We start from the raw sequence: 26,427 nt of genomic DNA, 5'->3' as shown, positions 1-26,427 counted from the left end.
ATTGTCTGCCTTGCCTTGCACCGCTTCAACCAATGTCCCTACACCAAATTCCACTACATTCAATCGCTTATCCTGCTCCACTTCCTTCTCTTTCAATGCATTGACCGCTTTGCCTGTCCGATTAAAACCTTCTTCAACCTCTACACTCAGTTCATTTAATGCCGTCTGTGCTTTTTTAAAGCCCGATGATACTTCATTACCTAATTGTACTAAGCCCTCTGCGTTCTTCTCAATCCCCGAGATGTTTTTCACCACCAAACGCTCTAACCCCATTAATGCTGACTTGTCCGCCTTTTCTCTTAACTGACTATCCTGACGATAATTAATCTCTTCATTTACTTTCGCAATTTCATTTAATCGCTCAAACTGTATTTCATCTGCCCTATCCAGTAACACAATCGCTTCATGAGCCTCTGCAATATCCTCTCGCATTGTCGAGGTTGTGTATTCTACTTCTGATTGTAAGTCCGCTAAATCATAGCTTACTTCTGCAATTTGGTTGCTGTTCCCCTCAATGCCGATTACCGCATCTTCTAGGTCAGATTTCAACCAATTAATCTCCTCCCTATGTCCCTTCACCACATCGTCCAAACGGTCAATGTCTAGCTTTAATTGTTTATGTGAACCAACCGTCAGTTCTTGTAGTTTCTGATTGATAATAGACTGGTTCTTTAGGGCGGCGATTAGGGCGGCGTCTTTGGGGTCATTACGTCTTAGAGATGTATTCAAGATATTTAAAGAAACTCTAGATCTTAACTGCGTAGTTAATATATTTTGTACTTCGTCAGATAATTGCTTACCCCTAAGTGTTCCAGCTTTAATTTGATCCACTATTGTTGTTTTACTATCTAATGAACTAGAAATTATACTATATAGTGTAGAAAGAAGCGAAAGTTGTCCTCCCGTTCTTCCAGTAGAAGTACCCACATCATTAATGCGTTTATAAAGACCATTTACATAAGCGGCATCATTAGCTATCTCAGCAAAACTATTTAAAGCTAAAAGACTGAGTTCAGTATTGACATTATCAAGGACTAACTTATTTTTTTCGATTGGATAATTTTTAATATTAGTTACACCAATTTTTGCAATACTTAGATGTTCAGGAGTAGAATTATTAATATTAGTAGCACCCACACCACTCACACTCAACACAGCCAAAGCAATCACAGACTTCTTTAAGCTAAACACAGATTTTTGCATAATATTATTCTCCAAGTTAAGTAATATTACGCTGTCTAATACAGACAGCGACTTAACCACGGATTATCCCCCCCCCCCCGCATATTTTGTCAAGCGACTGCGTTCAAAATAGGTAAAAATTTTATTTTACTGCTTTACCTATTATGAAACTTATCGTAATCAACGATTCACTTGCAAAAATGCTGTAGACTCTGCCTAGTTCTACTACTTTTTTAATGCCTGTTTTTATTTCCTACTACGTTTAGATATAAACAAGAAAATTATCAGATAAAAAACGCACTAATTTGGAAAAGTTTTTCAACTTCTGCGGATTGTTTGCTGTCGTTTACAAACAGAATAATACGGTCGCCTGTTTGGATTTCCATCGCTTTATGAGCAATCATCATATTTTCGTTACGAACAACTGCCCCAATCACCACGCCTTGAGGTAATTTTAAATCACGAATTTTTTGACCGACCACATTTGATGATTTGGCATCGCCGTGTGCAATGATTTCAATACCCTCCATTAGTCCCTGTTTAAACGCAGCTACTCGAACAACGTCAGCTTTGCGAACGTGATTTGATAATGCGGAAATGGTTGCTTGTTGTGGCGAAAGGGCAATATCAATCGTTCCTCCCTGAATCAGTTGTAGATAAGCCATTCGCTGAACCAATACGATGACTTTTTTTGCTCCTAATCGCTTAGCGAGTAGGGCTGACATAATATTGTCTTCATCATCGCTGGTCAGTGCAAGAAACAGATCAATGTTATCAATATGTTCCTCAAATAGCAGCTCTTGATCTGAAGCATCGCCACATAAGACGAGTGTTTTAGAGAGCTTTTCTGCCAATTTATCCGCTCGTGTTTTATTACGTTCAATCAGTTTGACGCTACAACGATCTTCCAAACTCTTGGCTAATTGAGTACCAATATTGCCACCGCCAACAATCATGACACGGCGATGTGGTCGTTCAAGGCGTTGTAATTCTGCCATGATTGCTTTTATATGGGGCGTGGCACAGATGAAGAATACTTCATCGCCTGCTTCAATAATTGTAGAGGCTTGTGGTATAAAGGCTTTTTCTTGGCGAAAAATCGATACGATACGAGCCTCTATGTGGGGGAGGTGATCGCTTAAGGCTGAAATGGGGTAGCCGACTAAAGGTCCGCCATAATAGGCTTTGAGGCTGACTAAACTGACTAATCCATCAGCAAAATGAGCAATTTGTAACGCCCCAGGGTAATCAATCAGATGGAGAATTTCCTGTGTCACCAATAATTCAGGGGCGATGATATGATCAATAGGCAGCACTTTATTATTAAACAGCACATCATGTTCTCGCAGATAATCTGTGTTGCGAATGCGTGCAATTTTAGTTGGAATATTAAATAGCGTGTAGGCAATTTGGCAAGCGATCATATTGCTTTCATCATTATTGGTTACTGCGACAAGTAAATCAGCATCACTTGCTCCAGCTTCTCGCAATATTCTGGGCGAAGCACCATTACCTTTTAGCACTCGTAAATCATGCTTATCTTGTAAGATGTTTAAGCGTTGTTCATCATCATCAATGATCGTGATGTCGTTATCGTTGTTGGCAAGATTTTCGGCAAGTCTAGCTCCCACTTGCCCAGCCCCTAAAATAATGATTTTCATATTATCCCCTCATTGCTTAATGAGGGGGATTTTACAAGAATAAGCCCATTATTAAAACTCATACTGAATTTGTAATTTAATAGCTTTTTTTTGTTGAGTGTTCTCTTGTTTGGCATACTCAAACGTCGTATCTAACGCCAATACTTTACCTATCTTTGTATTGATTCCTGCTGTTAAACCTTGCTGTTTAGCAACACTGACCCCTTGCCAACTCAATCCATTACGGCTTATTATGTTTGTCGGATGTTTGCTTAATGAGTACCGTTTCTCTACCTCTAAATGAGGGCGTATTTCAATATTCCCTGCAGTCAATACATATTCCATATTCACTCCTATACCGCTGTACAATACAGCTTGACTCTGTATCTTTGTTTTAATATGGTCGCTTAAAGCAAATGATTTATTATGACTATTCATATAGTGCGTTGATAATGCAGGGCGAATATTCAGATTACCTAATTTGTGTGTGTATGAGAGTTTTAACATTGTCCCCCATATAGGCTGACTAAATTGCCCCACGCTCTCTCCTCTTGTATTTTTTATATGTAAATGATGTTGGAAGTAACTATAATTCATCGCACCTTCAATTGCTACGTTAGAATGTGCGTGATATTTTGCATAAATACCTACACCATAACCTTTTACTTGGCTTCTACCTCCCAGTGGGTGAGTAAGATTTGCTTTGTTCATTTCTGCTTGGAGGCTTAATGTTCCCCAACCAGAGTGATGCTGCCAAGTTTTACTGCTACCTAATGTGATATGTTTTGCATTTAAGCTAAAGTGTATATTCCCAGAATGAAGATGATATTGCTGGATATTCGTATCTGCCCAGACGATTGCACCTTTTCCTGCTTCCGTTAATTTTGGTGTGGTGTGGTGGAATAAGAGTTGTGGTGTAGTAGCATTCGCTAATAAGGCCTGTATAATCCCAGAAGCATGGTATTCAAGAGAGTTGAGTTGATTAGAAAGTTGCCAACGTTGTCCTGCTTTTTTAAGTTGGTAACCGATATCGCCAACATCAATCTGTGATAGAGCTATGCCTTGTTCATCTACCAAGCTAAATGTGGCTCCATTTTTTTGAGTATCGACCAATGTCAATGCGAATTTCTCAGGTACCGTGCCACTTTCTTTTATGTCAAGGTAGAGGCGGTGTCGACCATTTGCTGTTTGAGTATTGATGATTGTTGCTATTTTTTTAGAAAGGTCTACTTGCTGATTAAACGTCAATTCACCCGATAAGGTATCTACATTTAGTGGCGAGTAATTATCCTCTACTGTTAGATTAACACTTCCTTTACCAGATAGCTCCGTAATGTTGTGGGCGGCGGTGCTTATGTTTAAGGTCGTTGTTCTATCTGCCAAATCAATTGCTTGTGCATAAATATTCATCCCCTTATTTGAGGGGCGTATATTTAGCTTAGCCTGTTGATGCAATTTGATAGGTGAGTGAAGCTGACCAGATAAATTTAGTACGGCCTGCTGGTTAAGTTGGCTATCACCAGAAAAGTGGTTATGACCAGACAATGTTAATTCCCCTGCATTCACTTCCACGCCAGCAAATTGGTTATTTCCACTAAGGTGTAATTTACCTGCGTGATTGATGATTAATTTGCCTGACCCTGTAATATTTTGTGACCAAGTATCTTGCTTGCTGTAATGAGCAATATCTAATTTATGCTCTGGTATGGCAGATGTTTGCAGATCTTCAAAGAGATAGCGTGGTCCCATATAAGCTAATGGTAGATTAATCAGTCCCCAATTATTATCAGGCTTTGTTAAATCGCCACGCTGTGCCAAACTATTTGCAGGATAGGCCGTACTGGCAAGAATTTGCTTACGTGCTGCTTCATTGAGATATGGAAAACGTAGTCTCAATAAGGCTGGAGAGGTACTAGGTAGTTGTTCTGGCGTGATGCTAACAGGAGTTTCTGTACGCAGTTGTCCATAATAGCCAATTTGGAAATGGTCTTTTTGGTGAGTATCAAATACAGGTGTCGGTAAATCAGATAAGCAATGCGATAATGATTTTCCGCATAGTTCTTCAAATGGGAAACGGGTGGTTCGAGCCATCTGTGATAGGGCAGTTGCTATCTCGTCATCATTTAATAATTGTGCCATATAGTAGTAACGTGCCATACGTGAGGCGATGGTATCTGTTGGGAAGTGTGCACCTAATACCACTCTGCTTTCACCATATTGTAAGGCTCGAGAGAATAACTCTTGACCACGCTCTGGAAACGCTAATGCTAAGGAAACTGCTTGACCAAAACCGTTTGATGTGTGTCCACTTGGGTAGGATGAAAACTTTCTCCCACGACTGTCAGTTGTAGCTTCGTCATAGTTTGGTAGATATTCTCCTGTATTACTGTCCATCACTTGATAAGGACGTCCACGTAGATAGCGGTCTTTTAATATGAAGTCATAAGAGCGTAGGCGGTTATGCTGATTAGTATCTGCAGCACGAGAGGCAGTATTAACAACACCTTCTAATCTTGATGTAAGGCCTGCAAAATCATAATAGCTTATTTTACTTTCTCCAAGTCCACTTAATGCCGATTGACGAAATTCATTACGCACATGATCCACATTTTGGATCTTATCATTATTAGCAAGTGCTAATCGTTGCGATGACGCGTTCTGTTTGTAAGTTAAGACAACTTGACGATCTAATTCTGCATCCAGCGTGCCTTTTGCTGGATAGGCAGTAATCACATTTTGATCTAATTGATTAAACCAAGTGGCCGCATTCGCACGCACTTTTTGATCTATATTGCCGACATCTGCATTTAGGTTAGAAAACGGGTATAGCACGATTGTTAAAGCACAAGAAAGTGTTGATAGTTTCATTTTTACTCCTCATATGATTTAGTGGGTGCTGAGTTACTATAATAAGAATTTGTGGCATAAAAATGACAAACCCATAAAAACCTTACTCCAACTCACCTGCTATAGTAAACTTATCGAATGGTATTTATATTGGGAGGAACAGTGAAACAGCAAGATGTCATTATCATCGGTGGTGGTATGGTGGGAGGGGCTGCTGCGTTAGGGCTAACCAAGTTGGGGCTGAAAGTAGCGATTATTGAAAAATCAGCGTTGCCTCTTTTTTCAGCACAAAAGCCTTATGATGTGCGGATTTCGGCAATCAGTGTTTCATCGGTTAAGTTATTGCAAGATTTGGGGGCTTGGGAGGCGATTGAGGCAATGCGTGTTTGCCCTTATGATGGACTGGAAACGTGGGAAATAGAGGGATTTCAGACCGCATTTCGAGCAGCGGATATTGGTTTAAGCGAGCTGGGGTTTATGGTGGAAAATAACGTAATCCAACAAGCACTCTGGCAGCAGATTCAACAATATCCAAATTGCCAACAAGCGGTCGGTTTTGAACAAATTTCTGCAACCCGTCTTGATAACCAATGGCAAATTAGCCTAGATGGTATTCCTCACTTTTCTGCGCCATTATTACTTGCCTGCGATGGTGCCACTTCAGTGGCTCGCCGCTGGGCGAATATTGGATTGACGAGCTGGCAGTATCGACAGGCGTGTTTATTAGCTACGATAGAGACCTCCTTAGCCCAACAATCGGTAACGTGGCAACAATTCTTCCCTTCAGGGCCTCGAGCATTTTTACCGTTGAATGGTCATAATGGCTGTGTGGTATGGTACGATTCTCCACAGAAAATTGCTCAATTACAAGCGTTGTCATCGGACAAATTAACTCAAGAAATTGAGCGTGTTTTTCCGCAGCGTTTGGGGAAGGTGAAGGTTGTTTCGCACGGCAGTTTTCCGCTTACTCGCCAGCACGCACAACGTTATTTCAATCAAGGTGTGGTATTGGTTGGTGATGCGGCACATACGATTAATCCGCTGGCAGGTCAAGGGGTGAACCTCGGTTTTAAAGATGTCAAAATGCTGCTTAATTTAGCTGAACAAGCGGTCAATGCTGGGCAAAATATTGCAGATGAGGCGTTGTGGAAGCGTTATGAGCAGCAGCGTAAGCCTGACAATTTGCGAATGCAAACGGCAATGGATCTGTTTTATAAAACCTTTAAAACGGAATTGTTACCTGTCAAAATGATGAGAAATTTGACACTGCTTGTCGCAGAGCGTGCTACGTTTCTTAAAAAGCAAGTTTTAAAATATGCTATTGGGCTTTAGAGAGCTTTAGAAATTGCCTTGTTTTTGCATTTGCTAAACGAAATAATGCTGAGGTGCAAGGACGGCGAGTAGGGCGTGTCTGAAAATTAGAGAGAGTGAATTGGTGGATAAAATACGCTGTAGCTGGGTAGGGGATAGCCAGATTTATCAAGATTACCACGATAATGAATGGGGTAAGCCCGAATTTGATAGCCAGAAACTGTTTGAAAAACTCTGCCTTGAGGGGCAGCAGGCAGGTCTGTCTTGGATTACGGTGCTGAAAAAGCGATCAGCCTACCGTGCTGCTTTTCATCAATTTCAGCCAGATAAGATAGCGACAATGAGTGAAGCGGATTTGGACAAGTTAGTGCAAAATGTGGGGCTAATTCGCCATCGAACGAAACTTGCAGCAATCATTAAAAATGCCAAAGCCTATCTTACAATGCAACGAAATGGAGAAGATTTTAGTCAGTTTATTTGGTCGTTTGTTGGGCATCAAGTGCAAATTAATGATGTGCCGACTTCTGCGGTTATTCCGACTAAAACAGCGGCGTCATGGGCAATGTCAAAAGCATTGAAAAAACGAGGTTTTGTCTTTGTTGGAGAGACGATTTGCTATGCGTTTATGCAGTCGATGGGGTTGGTAGACGATCATCTTAATGGCTGCTTTTGCAAGTTGTCTAATAACAAGCTGTCTAATAAATAGTGGAATAGCAATTAATTAACCCTGTAGACGATCGGCTGTAATCCTGTGATGGCGTGATATTGCTGGTTTTTCCATTGCCATATTGGGATAGCAACATTGTGTTGTGAGATGTTCTCAAGAAAAAATGCTAAATAAAATGGTAAGGAAGAATAAAAATGTAAAATCCCTTTGGGGCAATAGTTTGAGTGAATCGTTTGTTGATCCAATCGGTGTTTGACTTCAGACAGTTTGACAATGCCAACCCCCTGCGACTTTAATACTGCTTCTCGTAAACACCAGCTCAGATAAAAACGATCTTCTAAGCGGTCTAAATCAGCCAAAATTTTGCAATCTTGAATCTGTTGGATTTCTGTTGTGTCGGCATAATAATCCAATAATTTGAGGTAAGGGCGTGTTTTTTGTGGGTGTTCTATATCGATGCCAACATATCGTTTGGGCTGGCTAATGTTGAAAATAATCGCCACCCACTCACCAGAATGGCTGATGTTAAAATCTATATTGGGGTGAGATAGATAAGGTCTGCCGCTGTGAGTTTTATTTATTTGATCTAACAAAGAGGTTTCAATCTGATATTTTTGACAGAGTTGGTCTAACAAAAAATACGCCATTCTACGGCTTTTCCACTTAGCTAATTGACGTGCCGACATTGGCATTAGGTTAGACTGTCTAAAATCTAGAAATTCAGCTGGAATAGGTTCATTATGATGAGCAAAAATAACTTCGATTGTCGGTGTTATAGCAGCAATGTTGGGCATATTGGTTACGGGCTGAAGTATAAAAGAAAAGGAAGAGGGCTTCCTTTTCGTTTTGCAGTTTTATTTGACTAAACCACCGCTTGCTTGTAAGTCAGCGTGATAGGAAGAGCGTACAAAAGGCCCGCAGGCTGCGTGTTCAAAACCCATCGCTTCGGCTTTTTCACGAAACATATCGAACTCTGTTGGGTGTACATAGCGAGCTACGGGTAAATGATGGCGGCTTGGCTGCAAATATTGTCCCAGTGTCAGCATTGTTACACCATTGTTCCGCAAGTCCTGCATCACTTCTAAAATTTCCTCATTCGTTTCCCCAAGTCCAACCATAATCCCAGATTTGGTTGGAATATGTGGGAATACCGCTTTAAATTGTTTAAGCAATTTAAGAGACCACTGGTAATCCGCACCTGGGCGAATTTCACGGTATAGGCGAGGCACGTTTTCTAAATTATGATTAAATACATCAGGCGGATTCTGCTGTAGAATTTCAATGGCTTGTTCAATGCGTCCTCGAAAATCAGGTACAAGAATTTCGATTTTAATCTTTGGGTTTAAAGCACGAATTTCTTTCACACATTCTGAAAAATGGCTTGCTCCACGATCAGGCAAGTCATCACGATCGACAGAGGTAATCACCACATATTTTAACCGCATATCTTGAATGGTTTCTGCCAGTTTACGAGGCTCATCTTGATCAAGTGGCAATGGCTTACCGTGTGCCACATCGCAGAAAGGGCAGCGGCGAGTACAAATCGCCCCCATAATCATAAAGGTAGCCGTGCCGTGATTGAAACATTCGTGTAAATTTGGGCAAGAGGCTTCTTCACAAACAGAATGCAGACCGTGTCGTCGCATACCATTTTTGATACTGTCAATTTTTGCTGAATTAGCAGGTAGTTTGATTCGCATCCAATCAGGCTTTTTCAATAATTCTTGGTCGGGATCAATATTTTTCACGGGAATAATGGAGGTTTTGGCAGCATCACGATACTTTACGCCACGCTCCATTTTAAAAGGTGTACCCATTCATTTAGTCCTATTTGTAAATAATCTGTTGCATATTATAGCCGAGAATATCCGTGAAGTGCTGTGTTAATTGTGTGCAAATGTTTGGAAAATGGATCTCAACGGTATCAATAAAGTCTGATAGCTGACACATTTCCAATCCTGCATGGCCACAGGGGTTGATGTAATCAAAAGGGGTTAAGTCCATCTGAATATTCAATGCCAATCCGTGAAATGAGCAGCCTTTACGAATGCGTAAACCGAGTGAGCAGATTTTCTTCTGCTCAACATACACCCCAGGGGCGTCAGGCTTAGGCTGGGCTTTAATGTTATATTCTGCAAGGGTTTTGACAACCGTTTGCTCCAATGCGGTAACTAAATCACGCACTGAAATGGGGTTGCCTTGCGTTTTTAAACGCTTGAGATCAATTAATATATACATCACCTGTTGCCCCAAGCCGTGATAGGTTATTTGACCTCCACGATCAGATTGCACCACAGGGATATTGCTCGAACGCAATAAATGTTCAGCCTTGCCAGCCGTACCTTGTGTGAAGACGGCTGGGTGCTGAACGAACCAAATTTCATCGGCAGTTTGCTCATTGCGGCTGTCGGTAAAAGCGTGCATTGCTTGCCACGTTTGGGCGTAATCTTGAACTCCGAGTTGGCGAATAATTAACTTTGGTTGCATCACGTTTTTCTCGTATTACAGCACCATTCTCACACCACTGATTTTTGCTAATTCAGCATAAAGTGTTTCGATTTGCTCAATATTTTGAGCGTGAATATCAACCGAAATACTGTTATAAGTGCCTTTGCTGCTTTTACTTTCACGAGGGCGGTAATCGCCTTTAGCATATTGCTGCACGGTATTAATGACATCTTCAACCAATCCGTCTCGATTTTGCCCAACCACTTTAAAGGTAAAATCACAGGGAAATTCAAGTAAATCTTTTAATTTTTTATCTTGTGCAAGATCAGTGAGGTTGATATTTTTATTATTCGTTGTCATTGTTATTCCTTATTAAACAAGCGGTATAAAAAGCGGAAAATTTTGCAAATACAATTCTCCCTTTTCCACATTCTATCTATTTCTCTTTTATTCAAAAATGCCTTTTATGGTCAGTACAATCCAATCCCACGCTTTACCAAACATTCCAGCTTCAGGCACATCTTGCATCACTTGTAGATCGACATTCGCTATCTGTTTTTCGCCGAGTTGGTAAACCATTTTACCCACTACTTGTCCTTTAACTAATGGAGCCTCAAGATTTTTCTTCTCAAGCACATAGTGCATTTTAATTTCTTGCGATTTTCCTTTTGGAATGGTGATGAAGCTGTCTTGCAATGTTCCTAGCTGGGTTTTATTTAGCTCACCAAAATAGACATCTTGCTCAACCACATTCTGACCAGCACTTAACGGTTTGAGTGTTTCAAAATTTGCAAATCCCCATTGGAGTAATTTTTTACTTTCAACTTCACGTCCTTTGTAAGTTGGTACGCCCATCACCACCGAAATTAAGCGAGTGTTACTGTTATAGGCGGAGGCGACCAAGTTATACCCTGCTTTATCTGTATGCCCTGTTTTCATTCCATCAACATTGATTGATTTATCCCATAGCAAGCCATTGCGATTAGGTTGTTTGATTTTATTGAATGTAAACTCTTTTTCAGCATAAATTTTATACTCATCAGGCAAGTCTCGAATTAAATGCGATCCAATGATTGCCATATCACGAGCGGAAGTATATTGGTTTGGGTCATCTAAGCCGTGTACGGTTGCAAAATGGGTGTTTTTTAGCCCAAATTTTTGGACGTAATGGTTCATTGTGTCGATGAATGCTTGTTGCGATCCTGAAATATGTTCAGCGATAGCCACACTCGCATCATTGCCTGAAACAATGATAATGCCACGGTTGAGATCATCTACGGAGACTTGTTGGTTCAAATTCAAAAACATTTTAGACGAACCAGGGAAATTTTTCCCCCAAGAATTTTCTGTAACTGTTACCAAATCATCATTGCGAATTTTGCCTGTTTTTAAGGCATCACCAACCACATAGCTCGTCATCATTTTAGTCAGACTTGCTGGGTATTGACGTTGATCGGGATTAAATCCTGCTAATACTGCTCCTGAGTGGTAATCCATTAGAATAAATGTTTGAGCGTTAAGCTGAGGAATGGGAATATTGTAATCGACATCTTGTGCGTAGCTGATTGTTGAGAAAGCGATTGTACAAAGTGCGAAAGAGCGGAATAATTTTTGTTTTAACATAGCCTGTTCCATTGGTTATTTTGTCTGTTTGGATTTTGAGTACGTGGAAACGGAGTAGTTTCCTAATTGGCGAATTTTATTTTTCAGTTTTTTGTTTTCAACGGAGCTGATCGTTTCGAAGATTAACTGGTATTTCTTATTTGCAAGTGGTGTGATTTTTCCTTTTTTTTGCAATTTCTTGAGCAATAGTCTAGCTTGCTTTTCATTTTGGGTGGTAACCTTGATGAAATAGCTTGTTCGAGTTTGTGTCGGTTTAGGCTTAGTTTTTGCTTTAGTTGATTCAGTTTTGTATTTGAGGCGAAAACCCAATTTTTTGGCTACGGTTGCAAGATATTTTGCATCTTTGTCGTGGATATAGCCTTTTTTATCTACGTTCAATGCTCTAATCTGAACTCGAGCAAGCCCTTTGCGGAAGCTGCCAATTTCTTTTGCCGCTGCTTTAGAAAGATCTAAAATGCGTTTGCTGACAAAGGGTCCACGATCATTAATCCGCACAATCACTTTTCGCCCATTGGTCAAATTGGTTACTAGGGCGTAAGAGCCAAGCGGTAAGGTTTTATGTGCCGCTGTGTAGGCATTCATATTAAAGATTTCGCCGTTGGCAGTTTTACGTCCGTGAAAGCGTTCGGCATAATAGCTAGCGATACCTGTTTGGATCTGAGTATGGCTTTTAGATATTGTACTCTTTTTGGCAGCAGTTTTGTTTTGGGTTTTTGCCTCAATTACAAAAGGACTGAGCATTAGGCTTAATGCAATCAGTAAGAGGTAAAATTTACGTAAGATCATAGGGTTCTAGTTATTAAATTATTTAAGTTTACGGTATGGATTATTTTTATTTGCCTGATGACGGTGTACATACACGGACATCATCAAACCAAAAGCTGCCATCAGTGTAACATAAGACGTGCCACCGTAACTAAAAAGCGGTAATGGTACGCCAACTACAGGCAAAATTCCACTGACCATACCGATATTGACAAAAACATACACAAAAAAGAGCAATGCCGTGCCACCAGATAAAATGCGTCCAAAGGCATTGGTTGCTTTTGTTCCAATGACTAAGCCACGAGCCACAATAAAAAGATAAATAGCCAGCAATACCAATATGCCAATCATTCCGTGCTCTTCGCTTAATACCGCAAAAATGAAGTCTGTATGCGGCTCAGGTAAAAATTCTAGCTGTGATTGCGTGCCACTCATCCAGCCTTTTCCTTCAATGCCCCCAGAGCCAATCGCAATTTTTGATTGAATAATGTGATACCCTGCACCGAGAGGATCTTGTTCAGGGTCGAGTAATGTCATCACTCGAGTTTTTTGGTAGGGGTGCATTAAATAAAACCACATAATGGGAATAAAGCCGATGAGGAAAACGACGCCTGCACTAATCAACTTCCAGCTTAATCCTGCTAGAAAAAGTACAAACATTCCAGCAGCACAAACAAGAATGGAAGTGCCTAAATCAGGTTGCATTGCAACTAATAGAGTTGGCACAATAATTAATCCAAGTGCAATAAAAGTATCTTTAAAATTTGGTGGCAATGAACGCTTGCCTAAATAGGTTGCTACCATTAGCGGCACGGCAAGTTTTGCGATTTCAGAGGGTTGAAAACGGATAAAACCTAAATTAAGCCAGCGTTGTGCCCCTTTACTTGTTTCACCCATAAGATCAACAAGTAGTAATAAAATAAGGCAACTAACGTACAGATAAGGTGATATTTTTTCATAAAAACGAGGAGGAAATAACGCCATTACTATCATTATCCCCATACCAAGCGTAACTTGAACTAAGCGATTGATAAACATTCGTTCATTTCCACCGCTCGCACTGTACAGCACTAGTAGTCCATAGCCTGTAATTGCGATTAGTCCAATCAGCAATAAAATATCAAGCGATAAAATTTTCCAAAATCGTTTTAATTGAGCATTATTCATTGTTTGCACCATTGACTGTATGTGTTATTCACGATTTACTTTATTATTCATTTCACCCACTGCCTCACTCTCTGCAAGCGGTCTAATTTGAATGGATTTTTGCAGGGTCTTGTAAGCGGATTGTGTCAGCATATAATCCATAATATTTCGTACAATCGGTGCAGCAGCACTCGAACCGCCGCCTGCATTCTCTAAAATGATGGAGACGACGACTTGAGGATCATCATAGGGGGCATAACCTGTAAACCAAGCGTGGTCGTGTAACTCTTTGCGCAATTTTCCTGCTTTATAATCTTGTCCATTGAGACTGAATACTTGTGCAGTACCTGTTTTACCTGCTGCACGGTATGCTGAATTAGCGAATACTTTTTTTGCTGTCCCATTATGGGCATTGACTACGTTGTACATACCTTGCTTAGCAATCTGCCAAAAATGTTTTGGCACGCCTATAATGTCATTGTATGGTTTGGGATCTTGATATAATTGTTGTTCATTCCCTATTATTTCCTGCATTAAATGAGGTGTATTGACTTTGCCATCGTTAATCAATACTGCAGTTGCTTTTGCGACTTGAAGTGGCGTTGAAATCCAGTAGCCTTGTCCAATGCCAACAGGGATTGTATCGCCCTGCACCCACGGCTTTTTGTAGCGTTTTTGCTTCCATTCACGAGAAGGCATAATGCCACTGGATTCTTCTGCAAGATCGATACCTGTTTTCACCCCAAAACCAAATTTTTTCATCCATTCTGACATTTTATCTATCCCCATATCGTAGGAGAGTTGGTAGAAAAAAGTATCGGAGGATTCAGTGATCGCTTTTATCACGTCTGTTTTACCGTGTCCTGAACGTTTCCAATCTCTGTAACGTTGTGTTGTGTTAGGTAGCACCCAAAAACCCTGATCTAAAATAGTTTGATTTGGTGTAATTTTACCCTCACTTAGCCCCGCAACTGCCATAAATGGTTTGATAGTTGAGGCGGGAGGGTAAGTGCCTTGGGTTGCACGGCTATACAGAGGGCGATCGGGATCGTTGAGCAATTGGTGATAATTCTCGCTAGAAATGCCATCAACAAATAGATTGTTGTCGTAACTTGGGTTCGTTACCATTGCCAAAATGCTACTATCTTTTGGATCGAGTACGACCACTGCCCCTTTTTGATTAGCTAAAAGAGTCGAGACATAGCGTTGTAGCTCAATATCAATGGTTAAACGAATACTACTGCCAGCGATGGCTGGCTGGTCTCGTAGCTTGCGAATCACTTTGCCTCGATTGTTAATTTCGACTTCTTCAAAGCCTGTTGTGCCGTGTAATTCTGTTTCATAAAATTTCTCAATCCCTAATTTTCCAATATCGCTCGTACCAGCATAATTGCCCAAAATACCCGCTTGTTGCAGACGGTTCTTATCTTTGTCATTTATTTTTGCCACATAGCCAATAATATGTGTCAAAGTATCGCCATAGGGGTAGTTTCGCTTAAAATAAGGCTGAATATCCATACTAGGGAACAGGTGTTGATTAACAGCAAAACGAGCAATTTGTTCTTCGGTTAAATCAGGTTTGAGCAAAATTGGCGTGTAGCGAGAGACTCGCTTTTTCGCTTTTTGGAAAAATTCAACATCGCTTTCCGTTAAGCCTACGATATCTTTTAATTTTACCAATGTGTCGTCTAAATTTTCGACTTTCTCTGGCACAATATACAATCCGAAAAAGGTTAAATTTTCTGCCAGCGCCTTGCCATTTCGGTCATAAATTAAGCCTCGAGTAGGCGGGATAGGCAATAATTTAATGCGATTACCGTTTGAGCGAGTTTGATAAGTTTCATAATCACGAATTTGTAAATGATAGAGGTTAATCAATAAAATCGCCGTTAGTCCCAATACACCAATAAACGCAATGAACGCACGTCGCATAAACAGATTGACTTCGGCCTGTCGATTACGTTGTTTTTCATAGGGTTTGGTTTTAGTTAGTTTCCCTAATTTGCCTAGCATTGGGTTTGCTCTCTATTATTCTCGATGATAAGGGTGGTTAGTTGTCAAAGACCACGCTCGGTAAAGACTTTCTGCCACAACCACTCGCACTAATGGGTGGGGTAATGTGAGGGGGGAGAGTGACCAACTTTGCTCTGCTGCTGCCTTACATTCCTCAGACAATCCTTCAGGGCCGCCAATTAATAAGCAGATATCACGCCCATCGTTTTTCCAGCTTTCAAGCTGTTGGGCGAGCTGTTCTGTTGTCCATCTCTTACCAGGGATATCTAGCGTGATAACTTTTCCTCGACCGCAGGCTTGTAGCATTGCCTTGCCTTCTTGATCTAAAATACGTTTAATATCTGCATTCTTGCCACGTTTACCTGCTGGAATTTCGATTAATTCAAATGGCATATCTCTTGGAAAGCGGCGTTGATATTCTTCAAATCCTATCATCACCCAATCAGGCATTTTTGTGCCAACTGCAATAAGTTGAATTTTCATTGAACTAATTCCTCCAAATTGCTCACCTCTATTCTCCTCTTACCTTGTATCAGCAGGCGGTCTTTTTTAAACAAAATTTTGCAATTTGCAAATAGCAGACTATTGCCATCATTATGTTAGAGCCATAATTTTTCAAACTGATAAAGCTCACGGCTTTCTTGTTGCAAGATATGCACAATTGCCTGACCGAAATCAATCACAACCCAATCAGCCACAGCTTTACCTTCTTGAGCAAAGACTTCTATGCCTGCTTTTTTTGCTTCTTCAATCAAATTATTTGCCGTTGAAGCAACGTGGCGGCTTGATGTCCCTGTACAGAGGATCACTGTTTCGGTAATACTTGACTTGCCTTTTACATCAATGGGTTGAATGCCCTGTGCTTTGAGATCTTCTAGTGTATGCACCAAAAAATTAACAAGATTTTGTTCCATAATTTGCCTTTATTTGTCGCTTGTTTTTGCCCAACAGTGTATAGGGGCGAATAAAAGGTAACGATTATATCACGTCATTGAAGGTCGTAATGGGAATTGTAGCGTAAAAAGCGAACAAAGAATGATTGAACTAAAATTGACACTCAGTTATAAGCCCAATCGACATGGAACCAGTACTATTGGGGAAAGTAATATCTGCCCCTGTAATATAGAAGGATTATTCGTATAGTTTCTGATAGCAGGTTCTGTGCAGAAACAGGCTCGTTCCAACCCTTTTTCTGGGGCTGTAAATTAATGCAATTCCAAGCTGACATTTTAGATACAAAAGTAGAACGCCCAGAGGTGAAAGAGGTTACTGCTTTAGGTGCCGCTTATCTTGCAGGCTTAGCGGTTGGGTTCTTTTTATATCATAAAATTGATGACGAAGAAAAACATTCAAAACACTATAAAGGCTGGAAAAAAGCCGTTAGCCGTTCATTGGAATGGGCAAAAGAAGATTTATAAGAGGGGCGGTAGATAAAAAGAAAGGCGAGTTTAAACTCGCCTTTCAGTGTTATTGACTGATTACTGATTGTTTTGAACGTAATCAATCGCTGATTGTACTGTTGTAATTTTTTCAGCTTCTTCGTCAGGAATTTCAATATCGAATTCTTCTTCTAAAGCCATTACTAATTCAACAGTGTCAAGTGAATCTGCACCTAAATCTTCAATGAAAGAAGCCTCAGGTTTAACATCTTCTGCTTTTGCGCCAAGTTGATCAACAATGATTTTTTTTACGCGTTCTTCAATGCTCATTTTTTGTTTCCTATGATAAGTCGCTTCAGTGCGAGAGTTAAACAGTGTAAAGAAAATTAGCTCAAATTCAACCTTTTATTAAGAAGTCGAACCAGCTTTGCTTTTCCACACACTGAACTTAATGGGTTCGCCCATAAAGTCGAGCGAAAAAGCGGAGGCAATTCTAACATTATGCCTAGACTTTATCTAGAGCCGATTTTGATTGAAATAAAATTTCTAGCGAAAATCGCTGTATATTCCTTCTATATTGATAAGATCTTTATAAGCGGTTGCATTTAATAAAATTTTTTCAATTTGCAAAATTTACTGCCAAATAGACCGCTTTTTGCTTTAAAATGGCAGCCTTATCAGGTTTAAAATTAGGATATCAAATGCGTACAAGTCAGTACTTATTTTCTACTCTCAAAGAGACACCAAATGATGCACAGGTTGTTAGCCATCAGCTGATGTTGCGTGCGGGTATGATCCGCCCACTTGCGTCAGGATTGTACAACTGGTTGCCAACAGGGCTGCGTGTATTAAAGAAAGTTGAAAATATTATTCGTCAAGAAATGGACAAAAGTGGGGCGTTAGAAGTGGAAATGCCAGTTGTTCAACCTGCGGATTTATGGGTAGAGTCTCAACGTTGGGAAGATTATGGTCCAGAATTGCTCCGTTTTACCGATCGTGGCGATCGTGCATTTGTTTTAGGTCCGACTCACGAAGAGGTGATTACTGATTTGGTTCGTCGTGAAATCAGCTCTTATAAGCAACTGCCGTTAAATCTCTATCAAATTCAAACCAAATTCCGAGATGAAGTACGTCCTCGTTTTGGTGTGATGCGTGGGCGTGAATTTTTGATGAAAGATGCTTATTCTTTCCACACAACAAAAGCGTGCCTGCAAGAAACCTATGACGTGATGTATCAAACTTATAGCAACATTTTCACCCGTCTAGGTTTAGATTTCCGTGCCGTAGCAGCAGATACAGGATCGATTGGCGGCTCTGCTTCGCACGAATTCCAAGTGTTAGCTCAAAGTGGCGAAGATGATGTTGTGTTCTCAACCGAGTCTGATTATGCAGCGAATATTGAACTTGCGGAAGCAGTTGCAGTGGGTGAACGCCAAGCTCCAACACAGGATATGCAGTTAGTCGAGACACCGAATGCCAAAACGATTGCTGAGTTGGTTGCCCAATTTAATCTGCCGATTGAAAAAACGGTAAAAACACTCATTGTTAAAGGGGCAAGTGAAGCACAACCGCTAGTTGCACTTATCTTGCGTGGCGATCACGAGCTGAATGAAATTAAAGCGGAAAAATTAGCTGAAGTCGCAGAGCCATTCCAATTGGCTGATGAGGCGGATATTAAGGCTGTTATTGGTGCAGGTGTGGGGTCGCTTGGACCTGTCAATCTCGCTATTCCAGCGATAGTGGATCGCAGTGTTGCGGTGATGAGTGATTTTAGTGCTGGGGCGAATATTGATGGTAAGCACTATTTTAATATCAACTGGGATCGTGATGTGAGCTTGCCTAAAGTGGCGGATTTACGCAACGTTGTTGAAGGTGATCCAAGCCCTGATGGTCAAGGTACATTGCTAATTAGGCGAGGCATTGAAGTTGGGCATATTTTCCAACTTGGGACGAAATATTCTGAGGCAATGAATGCCACGGTGCAAGGTGAAGATGGTCGTCCACAAACGATGATTATGGGGTGCTATGGTATTGGTGTTACTCGTGTTATTGCCGCAGCCATTGAACAGCACCACGATGAGCGAGGTATCATTTGGAGCAGCGATGAAATTGCCCCTTTTACCGTTGCGATTGTGCCAATGAATATGCATAAATCTGAGGCGGTTCAGCTTTTTGCTGAAGATCTCTATAAAACGCTACGCAGTCAAGGGATTGAGGTGATTTTCGATGATCGTAAAGAACGCCCTGGAGTGATGTTTGCTGATATGGAGTTAATTGGTGTGCCACACGTTATCGTTATTGGCGAGAAAAACCTTCAAAATGGTGAACTTGAATATAAAAATCGCCGTACAGGTGAAAAACAGATGATTGCCAAAGAGGATATTTTCACTTTCTTGCAGGCTCAAATGAAAAGATAATTTCTCTTTATCAATTTTTAAGGCAATGACCTAAAAAGACCGCATTAAGCGGTCTTTTTCTTTTTAAAAAATGCAATAAATCATAGTTGAGAAAAGTGGGTATATTTAATTGGAATAATCTATAGATAAAGTGAATTGTGATTTTTCTTTACTTCTCTTTTAATTAAAACGTTTTTAATCACAAATAGTAAGGAAATAAAATGCTTTTACTTAATTTAGTTATTTTTATCGCTACGTTGCTGCTGTTATCTGTTGTGTATCGCAACACGCAGAAACTTGGTGGATCGGTTTTGCTTGCGTTAATTTTAGGGCTATTTTTTGGAGCAATCTTACAAAATGTTTATTCTCAATCACTGATTGATAGCACGCTAGAGTGGGTAAATGTGATAGGCAGTAGCTATGTGAGGCTGTTGCAGATGATTGTAATGCCGCTTGTCTTCATCTCTATTTTGTCAGCAGTAACGAAGCTCAATCAGGTTAATTCGTTAGGGAAAATTAGCTTTAGCGTGTTGTCCATTTTGCTGTTCACGACTGCAGTAGCGGCTGCAGTGGGCATTGGATTTACTTATCTGTTTGATTTATCCGCAGAGGGGTTGATTGCAGGAGAGCGTGAATTGGCTGCACAAAGTCGTATAGAAGGGCGAGTAGGGCAGGTGAGTAATTTAAACTTGCCTACAGTGTTGGTCTCTTTTATCCCTCGTAATCCTTTTGCCGAACTCACAGGGGCGAGTGCCACCTCCATTATCAGTACAGTCATTTTCGCAGGCTTGCTTGGTGTAGCAGCGTTAAGTTTAGCCAAAGAAGATAAGGCTTTGGGAGAACGGATTGCACAAGGTGTTGAAACGTTAAATAAGCTTATTTCTCGTTTAGTGCGTTTTGTTATTCGTCTGACACCTTACGGTGTGTTTGCCTTAATGCTTAAAATGGCGGCAATATCAAAATGGTCAGATATTTTAAATTTAGGAAATTTTATTCTCGCCTCTTATTTGGCAATTGGGGCAATGTTTGTAATTCACGCCATATTGCTTGCGTTCGCTAAAGTCAATCCTATTGGGTATTACAAGAAAGTGCTACCGACCTTGAGTTTTGCATTCAGCTCTCGCTCTAGTGCAGCGACATTGCCGTTGAACATTGCGACACAGATTGAAAAATTAGGCAACAATAAGGCGATTGCTAATTTTTCTGCTACATTCGGAGCCACTATCGGACAAAATGGCTGTGCAGGTATTTATCCTGCAATGTTAGCTGCAATGGTTGCCCCGACTGTTGGCATTGATCCATTCAGTTTGGGATATATGACAACCTTAATTTTAGTTGTCGCCATTTCCTCATTTGGGATTGCTGGCGTAGGCGGAGGGGCAACTTTTGCTGCGATCGTCGTGCTTTCTGCACTGGATTTGCCCTTAGCACTGGTTGGATTACTCATTTCAGTTGAGCCTTTGATTGATATGGGCAGAACTGCACTTAACGTGAATGGTGCAATGGTTGCAGGTACAATTAGCAATCAAGCGTTAAAACTAGACTAGTTTTCCCTTTTTACTCCCTCCGTTTATAGAGGGAGTTTTCTGTTAGGTGAGAGGAGAAATGCTAGAGCTTAACTACTGCGAAAATAACCAATAAGCTGTAAAGCGTGGAGAGTCCGTAGAAAATCCAGCCACCCGCAGGGATCTTAACCTTAAAATCGTGTAGACCAAGATGAATGCGGTGCATTCCACACCACATTGGGAAAATAAGTAGGGTTAAAATCACTAATTTCCCAAGCCAAGTCTGTGCAAAGTCAATGATATTTGTTGAGGTAACGAGTCCAAAAGGCAGTAGAAAGCCGAAGATAAGGACGAGAACTGGGAAGAAAATTGCACTCACTGCACCGCCAGCACCAAAAAGTAGCCAAACAGCAGGTTCATTTGAGCGTGTAGGATTATGTTTGTTCATTTTATGCTCCGTTTTTTAAGCGTTGTTTTGTCTGTGTTTAAACCAAAATTAATGCTAATAGACTGAAAAATGCGGTGATTATCCAAAAGAGACGAGAGAGGAGTTTTGGACTCACTCGTTGATTTTTCACAATCAGATTTATCATCTTTGGTGCCATATTAAAGAAGGTAAAGCTGTTCAATAATACCGCCCCTAATGTGATGATATTTAGGATAATCACTAATGGATTTTGTAGAAAATTAATAAAATGAGTAGAAAATGTGTGGCTATTTATGCTGATTACGCCATAAAATAGCACAAGACAGAACCATACTGTCGGCACAGCGGTACTTTCTCGTAACACATAAAATTTATAAAAATCTAATTTTTTCCACCAAGTTGGTTTAACTTCTCGAACGTATCTTTTACGCTTGGTTGCATTGGTTATCATTCCATTCTCCTATTTTTGCGGTTTTAGCATAGCAAAAACGTAATCTTTGGCACTTTCAATTTTGCCTTGATTGACTGCTGAAGCAGGATCAACGTGTTTTGGACAAACTTCTGAACAATAGCCCACAAAGGTGCAGCTCCAAACTCCGTTTTTGCCATTGAGAATTTTCATTCGTTCTGCCTTGCCGTTATCTCGGTTATCGAGATTGTAACGGTGAGCCAAGGTTAAAGCAGCAGGCCCCACAAATTCGGGGTTTAAGCCAAATTGTGGACAAGCGGCATAACATAAACCGCAGTTAATACACATCGAGAAATTGCGGTATTTTTCCAGTTGTGCAGGGGTCTGTTTTGTCCGACTTTTTGCAAGTATATCTGCAGGTTGAGGCGTACCATCAAGTTCAGGGGCTTTATTTTCGATGATATAAGGTTTAATCAGTTCTAGACTTTCTATAAAATGGCTTAAATCGACGACTAAATCCCGCTCAATAGGGAAATTTGCCAGTGGCTCAATTCGCATATAGCCACTGTAATCTCGTAGAAAGGTTTTACAGGCTAATTTCGGTTTACCATTGACCATCATTCCGCACGAACCACAAATTGCCATACGGCAAGACCAGCGATAGGAAAGCTCGGGTTCAAGTTCATCTTTGATATAACCGAGGGCATCTAATAATGAAGTTTGGCTATCATACGGAACGTGGTAGGTACTTAAAGACGGTTCATTATCCTGTTCAGGATTGTAACGGAGTACCTCAACGGTCATTGTGGTTGGATTATTCATCTATTGCTACTCCTTTTTTGCTTTCTCTTGTGCCTCAGCCTCTGCACCATATACCCGTTTGGCAGGCTGTGATTTGGTAATTTTTACCTCGCTATATTTAATCGTGGGTGCGTCATTTTCGTTGTAAAATGCTTGGGTGTGTTTAAGGTAATTGACATCATCACGCTCTTCATAGTCCAAACGCTGATGTGCCCCTCTCGACTCTTTGCGGTGTAATGCTGAGGAGGAAATCGATTGAGCGACGTCTAAAATATAACCGAGTTCAATTTTGTAGAGCAGATCGGTATTAAATACACTGGAGCTGTCTTTGACTTTAATTCGTTTATAACGCTCTTTAAGTTCTGCAATTTTAGCTACCGTCTTTTCCATACTCGCTTGAGTGCGATAAATACCGCAGCCTTCTTCCATTGAATCGCCCATCTCATTACGAATTTGCGACCAAGATTCACTGCCTTCTTGATTACATAAGGCGTGTACCCGTTTTACAATATCTTGTGCTTGTGCGTCAATGCCAGCTCTATTGCAAGCGGTCGATTCTACGGCTCTTTTTGCAGCCATTTCGCCAGCGACTTTGCCAAAAACGACCAATTCTGCAAGTGAATTTGAACCTAGTCGATTTGCACCGTGTAAGCCCGAAGAGGCACATTCTCCTACCGCAAATAGAGCGCTAATGCAAGTTTCTGCGTGTTGGTTGACCTCAATACCGCCCATCGTATAATGCACAACAGGGCGTACAGGAATCGGTTGTTTTGCAGGATCAACCCCTTCATAGGCTTTTGATAATTCGCAAATAAATGGCAAACGCTCAAGTAGGTATTTTTCACCTAAATGACGTAAATCAAGATGAACTACATCAACGCCTTTCGCTGTTTTCAAGGTATTGCCTTTACGCCATTCTTGCCAGAATGCTTGAGAAACTTTATCCCTTGGACCTAATTCCATATATTTATTTTCAGGTTTGCCAATCGGTGTTTCTGGACCTAGACCATAATCTTGCAAGTAACGGTAGCCATCTTTATTAACCAGAATGCCACCTTCGCCACGACAGCCTTCGGTCATTAAAATTCCTGTGTTGGGTAGTCCTGTTGGGTGATATTGGACAAATTCCATATCTCGCAATGGCACGCCGTGGCGATATGCCATAGATAGCCCATCGCCTGTTACAATACCGCCATTAGTATTAAAGCGATATGCACGACAACCTCCTCCTGTGGCAATCACCACGGCATTTGCATTGATTTGCACGAAAGTACCTTCCATCATATTCATCGCTACACAGCCTTTTGCCTGACCATTGTCAGTTAAAATATCCAGTACAAAATGCTCATCAAAACGAATGATTTGCGGATATTGAATCGAGGTTTGGAAGAGGGTGTGTAAGAGATGGAAACCAGTCTTATCTGCGGCAAACCACGTCCGCTCTATTTTCATTCCGCCAAAGCGGCGAACATTAATATCGCCATCTTCTTTACGGCTCCACGGGCAGCCCCAACGCTCAAGCTGGGTCATTTCCACAGGCGAATGCTCAACAAAATATTCCACCACATCTTGCTCGCATAACCAATCTCCTCCGCCGACAGTATCGTGAAAATGTTTATCATAAGAATCGCTCTCCTTCACCACTGCAGCCGCTCCACCTTCCGCTGCCACGGTATGGCTTCGCATTGGGTAGACTTTTGAAATTAACGCAATCTTTAGATTAGGGTTCGCTTGTACTGCTGCAATCGCAGCACGCAAACCACCCCCACCTGCCCCCACAATAGCAACATCAACATTGACCTTTTGCACAATTTCCTCCTCGGAAGATCAATTAAATAAAAACATCGTCATTGTGCCACTATTTTAAGCAATATTTAATTATTTTTTACAATTTATTAACAATGGATTCCATGTTTTGTGATCTACCTCAAATAATGCTCGTTTGTATATTGAGCCATCAAATATTTTTTAATGATTTATATCAATTTTCAAAAATAATGAAGGTTAAATATCATTTTTTTCTTTACTTGATAAAAGAAATAACTATCATTTACTTATTTCTTTATACTATCTATCGTAAGAGGTCTTTTATGAAATTTACACTCTCTAAAACAGCACTTTTAGTCTCCGCAGTCGTTTTATCTGCTTGTGGAAGCAATAAGGGTAATTCCAATTTTGATACGGTTTCTCCAAAGAAATCAGAAGTTGTGCCAGAAGCAGCAAAACAAGCACCTAAACTTGATGTAAATAAACCGAAATTAGTTGATCCTAAATCCCCTCAAGCTCCTGCTTATGTCGATGATGTGCGTGCAGCGGATAAAGATGGGGTTACACCAAGTCTCGGCGTGGAGGTTAAAATTCCTCGTCGTAGCTTTGGATTGGGTGGCACATTAGATGAAGTAGTTGCTCCAATCGGTGATTTAACGAGTGTATATGATGTTACACAAATTGATAATAATGATTCTAAAGACGCACCACACTACAAAGAGGTGAATGAACATAACAAATCAGACCCTGAAGTAAGGCCAATTCACTCACACGATAAACTGGATAAAGATCCAAGACGTAATCGTAGTCATTTTAAATATGTCAAAGCTGGTTTTATTGTTAAATCTACTAGTTTAGGTTTCGAGGGGGAAGGGAAAAATAAACGTATTGAGATGGGTAACAATGGCTATGTTTACTATAAAGGGGTAAATCCTGCAACCCATTTGCCTAAAGGGAAAATCAGTTATGAAGGAACGTGGGATTTTACAACAGATGCTAAAAAGTCTCGTAACAATAAAAACTATTTCGGTGCTGATCCGTATATTGGGACACGCTCTGGGGCAGTGTCTTATAACGAAGGTACAAATGGTAAAGAAGAGAAAGGCGGTATCGGTCATTCCAGCGAATTTAGTGTGGATTTTGATACAAAAAAATTAGAAGGGACGCTTAATCGCAATAAAATCGCTAAGGACGGAGAACAATCAGTTAAAGAAAAACGTTATGATATCAACGCAGAACTTGTAGGTAACCGTTTCCGTGGTAGTGCCACAGCAGCCAATCCAAACGATGAATATTTTGGTAAAAATGCCTCTGCTTATAAAAAAGATAAATCGCTTGGGGTTGAGGGTGGATTCTTTGGCGATGAAGCACAAGAATTAGCTGGGCAATTTATTACTGATGATAAGTCGTTGTTTGCGGTATTTGGGGCACAGCGAAAAGCAGAGAATGTTCAGCTTGAGAAAGCATTTGATGCCCATACAGTTAGCACAAAAGAAAATGCAAAAACCTTACAAACCTTTGGTAATCCAACACAACTGGTGATAAACGGCAGAATTTTCGATCTTGCTCCTGCTAAAGCAGGTGAAACAATTGCCTATAAACTTGATGATAAAACAGATAAACAACTTAAAATCACGGCTTGCTGCGATAATTTAAGTTACAGCAAGGTGGGTAAATTTGATTATGCTGGAGAGGGTGATACCTACTTTATTACAGGCGAACGTACTCAAGAGACAAAAATTCCACAAGCTGGACAAGTCAAATATCAAGGGCAATGGAATGGTACAATGTTAGCAAATAGTGTAGAGAAAAAGGCTAGCTTCAACGTTGATTTTGCTAATAAATCTCTGACAGGGGATTTAACTGAAGGGGGAAATCCGTATCTTACGATTAATGCAAAAGTTGAACAAAATGGGTTCAAAGGTTCGGCACAAGCAGCTGAAAGTGCTAAACAGAAAATTAGCTCCAGCCTTGATGTTCACGGTGGCTTCTACGGACAAAATGCCTCAGAACTTGGCGGTTATGGCGTGAGCAAAGCAGGGACAGAGAAAGTTGGTGTGGTCTTTGGTGCAAAACGTCAAGTTGAGCAAGCTAAATAGGA

At 40.6% G+C, this 26,427-nt stretch carries 22 protein-coding genes and 2 pseudogenes; 6 read left to right on the top strand and 18 right to left on the bottom strand.

The features are described 5' to 3' along the window. The 3 genes from EV693_RS06420 to EV693_RS06410 form a co-directional block, all read right to left on the bottom strand. The coding region (locus EV693_RS06420) for a hypothetical protein (RefSeq protein ID WP_132501541.1) at positions 1-1,203 on the bottom strand (1,203 nt) is incomplete at its 3' end. Positions 1,204-1,466: 263 nt separating this feature from the next. After that, positions 1,467-2,843 carry a Trk system potassium transporter TrkA gene (trkA, locus tag EV693_RS06415; protein WP_132501540.1) on the bottom strand — a complete coding sequence of 459 codons (1,377 nt, stop codon included), beginning with the start codon at positions 2,841-2,843 and terminating at the stop codon, positions 1,467-1,469. Between the two features lie 51 nt (positions 2,844-2,894). After that, positions 2,895-5,690 carry an autotransporter outer membrane beta-barrel domain-containing protein gene (locus EV693_RS06410; RefSeq protein WP_132501539.1) on the bottom strand — a complete coding sequence of 932 codons (2,796 nt, stop codon included), beginning with the start codon at positions 5,688-5,690 and terminating at the stop codon, positions 2,895-2,897. Between the two features lie 141 nt (positions 5,691-5,831). On the opposite strand from EV693_RS06410, the gene EV693_RS06405 reads away from it, so the two are divergent. Continuing rightward, positions 5,832-7,001, top strand: coding sequence for an FAD-dependent monooxygenase (locus EV693_RS06405; RefSeq protein ID WP_132501538.1), 1,170 nt, complete (start codon positions 5,832-5,834; stop codon positions 6,999-7,001). A 103-nt stretch (positions 7,002-7,104) separates the two neighbouring features. After that, positions 7,105-7,686 carry a DNA-3-methyladenine glycosylase I gene (locus tag EV693_RS06400; protein ID WP_132501537.1) on the top strand — a complete coding sequence of 194 codons (582 nt, stop codon included), beginning with the start codon at positions 7,105-7,107 and terminating at the stop codon, positions 7,684-7,686. Positions 7,687-7,697: 11 nt separating this feature from the next. Here EV693_RS06400 and EV693_RS06395 read toward each other — a convergent pair whose 3' ends face one another. The 10 genes and pseudogenes from EV693_RS06395 to rsfS form a co-directional block, all read right to left on the bottom strand. Further along, positions 7,698-8,441 carry a 4'-phosphopantetheinyl transferase family protein gene (locus tag EV693_RS06395; RefSeq protein ID WP_132501536.1) on the bottom strand — a complete coding sequence of 248 codons (744 nt, stop codon included), beginning with the start codon at positions 8,439-8,441 and terminating at the stop codon, positions 7,698-7,700. A gap of 60 nt (positions 8,442-8,501) precedes the next feature. Continuing rightward, on the bottom strand, positions 8,502-9,464 hold the full coding sequence (gene lipA / locus EV693_RS06390) for a lipoyl synthase (protein WP_132501535.1): 963 nt from the start codon (positions 9,462-9,464) through the stop codon (positions 8,502-8,504). Between the two features lie 10 nt (positions 9,465-9,474). Next, positions 9,475-10,134 (bottom strand): lipoyl(octanoyl) transferase LipB, encoded by a 660-nt coding sequence (gene lipB / locus EV693_RS06385; RefSeq protein WP_132501534.1) that lies wholly within the window; start codon positions 10,132-10,134, stop codon positions 9,475-9,477. Between the two features lie 15 nt (positions 10,135-10,149). Then, the gene (ybeD, locus tag EV693_RS06380) at positions 10,150-10,455 is read right to left on the bottom strand and encodes a DUF493 family protein YbeD (RefSeq protein WP_132501533.1); all 306 of its coding nucleotides are present in this window, start codon (positions 10,453-10,455) and stop codon (positions 10,150-10,152) included. Between the two features lie 87 nt (positions 10,456-10,542). Next, positions 10,543-11,718, bottom strand: a complete 1,176-nt coding sequence (locus tag EV693_RS06375) for a serine hydrolase (RefSeq protein WP_132501532.1) — start codon at positions 11,716-11,718, stop codon at positions 10,543-10,545. Positions 11,719-11,733: 15 nt separating this feature from the next. Continuing rightward, positions 11,734-12,369 (bottom strand): annotated as a pseudogene (locus EV693_RS06370) (septal ring lytic transglycosylase RlpA family protein); the annotation flags it as partial. Positions 12,370-12,522: 153 nt separating this feature from the next. Then, positions 12,523-13,650: a rod shape-determining protein RodA gene (gene rodA / locus EV693_RS06365; RefSeq protein ID WP_132501530.1), complete on the bottom strand. Its 1,128-nt coding sequence runs from the start codon at positions 13,648-13,650 to the stop codon at positions 12,523-12,525. A gap of 24 nt (positions 13,651-13,674) precedes the next feature. Beyond that, complete coding sequence (gene mrdA / locus EV693_RS06360) at positions 13,675-15,642, bottom strand: penicillin-binding protein 2 (RefSeq protein WP_132501529.1); 1,968 nt, start codon at positions 15,640-15,642, stop codon at positions 13,675-13,677. Between the two features lie 15 nt (positions 15,643-15,657). Continuing rightward, a complete protein-coding gene (gene rlmH / locus EV693_RS06355; RefSeq protein ID WP_132501528.1) occupies positions 15,658-16,125 on the bottom strand; it encodes a 23S rRNA (pseudouridine(1915)-N(3))-methyltransferase RlmH in 468 nt (155 codons plus the stop codon). A 116-nt stretch (positions 16,126-16,241) separates the two neighbouring features. After that, positions 16,242-16,556 carry a ribosome silencing factor gene (rsfS, locus tag EV693_RS06350; RefSeq protein ID WP_132501527.1) on the bottom strand — a complete coding sequence of 105 codons (315 nt, stop codon included), beginning with the start codon at positions 16,554-16,556 and terminating at the stop codon, positions 16,242-16,244. 291 nt (positions 16,557-16,847) lie between these two features. Between rsfS and EV693_RS06340 the strand changes: the two are divergent. Then, positions 16,848-17,060, top strand: a pseudogene (locus EV693_RS06340) (FGGY-family carbohydrate kinase); the annotation flags it as partial. A gap of 60 nt (positions 17,061-17,120) precedes the next feature. Here the strand turns inward: EV693_RS06340 and acpP are convergent. Further along, positions 17,121-17,351 carry an acyl carrier protein gene (gene acpP, locus EV693_RS06335; protein ID WP_006249478.1) on the bottom strand — a complete coding sequence of 77 codons (231 nt, stop codon included), beginning with the start codon at positions 17,349-17,351 and terminating at the stop codon, positions 17,121-17,123. A gap of 371 nt (positions 17,352-17,722) precedes the next feature. On the opposite strand from acpP, the gene proS reads away from it, so the two are divergent. Continuing rightward, positions 17,723-19,438 carry a proline--tRNA ligase gene (gene proS, locus EV693_RS06330; RefSeq protein ID WP_132501526.1) on the top strand — a complete coding sequence of 572 codons (1,716 nt, stop codon included), beginning with the start codon at positions 17,723-17,725 and terminating at the stop codon, positions 19,436-19,438. Between the two features lie 200 nt (positions 19,439-19,638). Further along, a complete protein-coding gene (locus tag EV693_RS06325; RefSeq protein WP_132501525.1) occupies positions 19,639-20,964 on the top strand; it encodes an L-cystine transporter in 1,326 nt (441 codons plus the stop codon). A gap of 61 nt (positions 20,965-21,025) precedes the next feature. Here EV693_RS06325 and frdD read toward each other — a convergent pair whose 3' ends face one another. Genes frdD through frdA form a run of 4 tightly spaced genes read right to left on the bottom strand, consistent with a single transcriptional unit; the run spans position 21,026 to position 24,368 of the window. Then, positions 21,026-21,370: a fumarate reductase subunit FrdD gene (gene frdD, locus EV693_RS06320; protein ID WP_132501524.1), complete on the bottom strand. Its 345-nt coding sequence runs from the start codon at positions 21,368-21,370 to the stop codon at positions 21,026-21,028. A gap of 37 nt (positions 21,371-21,407) precedes the next feature. Further along, the gene (gene frdC / locus EV693_RS06315; RefSeq protein WP_132501523.1) at positions 21,408-21,800 is read right to left on the bottom strand and encodes a fumarate reductase subunit FrdC; all 393 of its coding nucleotides are present in this window, start codon (positions 21,798-21,800) and stop codon (positions 21,408-21,410) included. A gap of 9 nt (positions 21,801-21,809) precedes the next feature. Further along, a complete protein-coding gene (locus tag EV693_RS06310; protein ID WP_132501522.1) occupies positions 21,810-22,580 on the bottom strand; it encodes a succinate dehydrogenase/fumarate reductase iron-sulfur subunit in 771 nt (256 codons plus the stop codon). 6 nt (positions 22,581-22,586) lie between these two features. Then, positions 22,587-24,368, bottom strand: a complete 1,782-nt coding sequence (gene frdA / locus EV693_RS06305) for a fumarate reductase (quinol) flavoprotein subunit (RefSeq protein ID WP_132501521.1) — start codon at positions 24,366-24,368, stop codon at positions 22,587-22,589. 281 nt (positions 24,369-24,649) lie between these two features. On the opposite strand from frdA, the gene EV693_RS06300 reads away from it, so the two are divergent. After that, positions 24,650-26,425 (top strand): transferrin-binding protein-like solute binding protein, encoded by a 1,776-nt coding sequence (locus EV693_RS06300; RefSeq protein ID WP_165904884.1) that lies wholly within the window; start codon positions 24,650-24,652, stop codon positions 26,423-26,425. Positions 26,426-26,427 lie beyond the last annotated feature (2 nt).

The sequence above is a fragment of the Nicoletella semolina genome (assembly GCF_004345745.1).
GTDB lineage: Bacteria > Pseudomonadota > Gammaproteobacteria > Enterobacterales > Pasteurellaceae > Nicoletella > Nicoletella semolina.
This window is presented reverse-complemented; position numbering and strand designations above follow the sequence as displayed.

Bases quoted from the DNA above. Each gene is read 5' to 3' on its own strand.
- trkA (WP_132501540.1), bottom strand. From the start codon at position 2,843: ATGAAAATCATTATTTTAGGGGCTGGGCAAGTGGGAGCTAGACTTGCC.
- EV693_RS06410 (WP_132501539.1), bottom strand. From the start codon at position 5,690: ATGAAACTATCAACACTTTCTTGTGCTTTAACAATCGTGCTATACCCG.
- EV693_RS06395 (WP_132501536.1), bottom strand. From the start codon at position 8,441: ATGCCCAACATTGCTGCTATAACACCGACAATCGAAGTTATTTTTGCT.
- lipA (WP_132501535.1), bottom strand. From the start codon at position 9,464: ATGGGTACACCTTTTAAAATGGAGCGTGGCGTAAAGTATCGTGATGCT.
- lipB (WP_132501534.1), bottom strand. From the start codon at position 10,134: ATGCAACCAAAGTTAATTATTCGCCAACTCGGAGTTCAAGATTACGCC.
- ybeD (WP_132501533.1), bottom strand. From the start codon at position 10,455: ATGACAACGAATAATAAAAATATCAACCTCACTGATCTTGCACAAGAT.
- EV693_RS06375 (WP_132501532.1), bottom strand. From the start codon at position 11,718: ATGTTAAAACAAAAATTATTCCGCTCTTTCGCACTTTGTACAATCGCT.
- rodA (WP_132501530.1), bottom strand. From the start codon at position 13,650: ATGAATAATGCTCAATTAAAACGATTTTGGAAAATTTTATCGCTTGAT.
- mrdA (WP_132501529.1), bottom strand. From the start codon at position 15,642: ATGCTAGGCAAATTAGGGAAACTAACTAAAACCAAACCCTATGAAAAA.
- rlmH (WP_132501528.1), bottom strand. From the start codon at position 16,125: ATGAAAATTCAACTTATTGCAGTTGGCACAAAAATGCCTGATTGGGTG.
- rsfS (WP_132501527.1), bottom strand. From the start codon at position 16,556: ATGGAACAAAATCTTGTTAATTTTTTGGTGCATACACTAGAAGATCTC.
- acpP (WP_006249478.1), bottom strand. From the start codon at position 17,351: ATGAGCATTGAAGAACGCGTAAAAAAAATCATTGTTGATCAACTTGGC.
- proS (WP_132501526.1), top strand. From the start codon at position 17,723: ATGCGTACAAGTCAGTACTTATTTTCTACTCTCAAAGAGACACCAAAT.
- EV693_RS06325 (WP_132501525.1), top strand. From the start codon at position 19,639: ATGCTTTTACTTAATTTAGTTATTTTTATCGCTACGTTGCTGCTGTTA.
- frdD (WP_132501524.1), bottom strand. From the start codon at position 21,370: ATGAACAAACATAATCCTACACGCTCAAATGAACCTGCTGTTTGGCTA.
- frdC (WP_132501523.1), bottom strand. From the start codon at position 21,800: ATGATAACCAATGCAACCAAGCGTAAAAGATACGTTCGAGAAGTTAAA.
- EV693_RS06310 (WP_132501522.1), bottom strand. From the start codon at position 22,580: ATGAATAATCCAACCACAATGACCGTTGAGGTACTCCGTTACAATCCT.
- EV693_RS06300 (WP_165904884.1), top strand. From the start codon at position 24,650: ATGAAATTTACACTCTCTAAAACAGCACTTTTAGTCTCCGCAGTCGTT.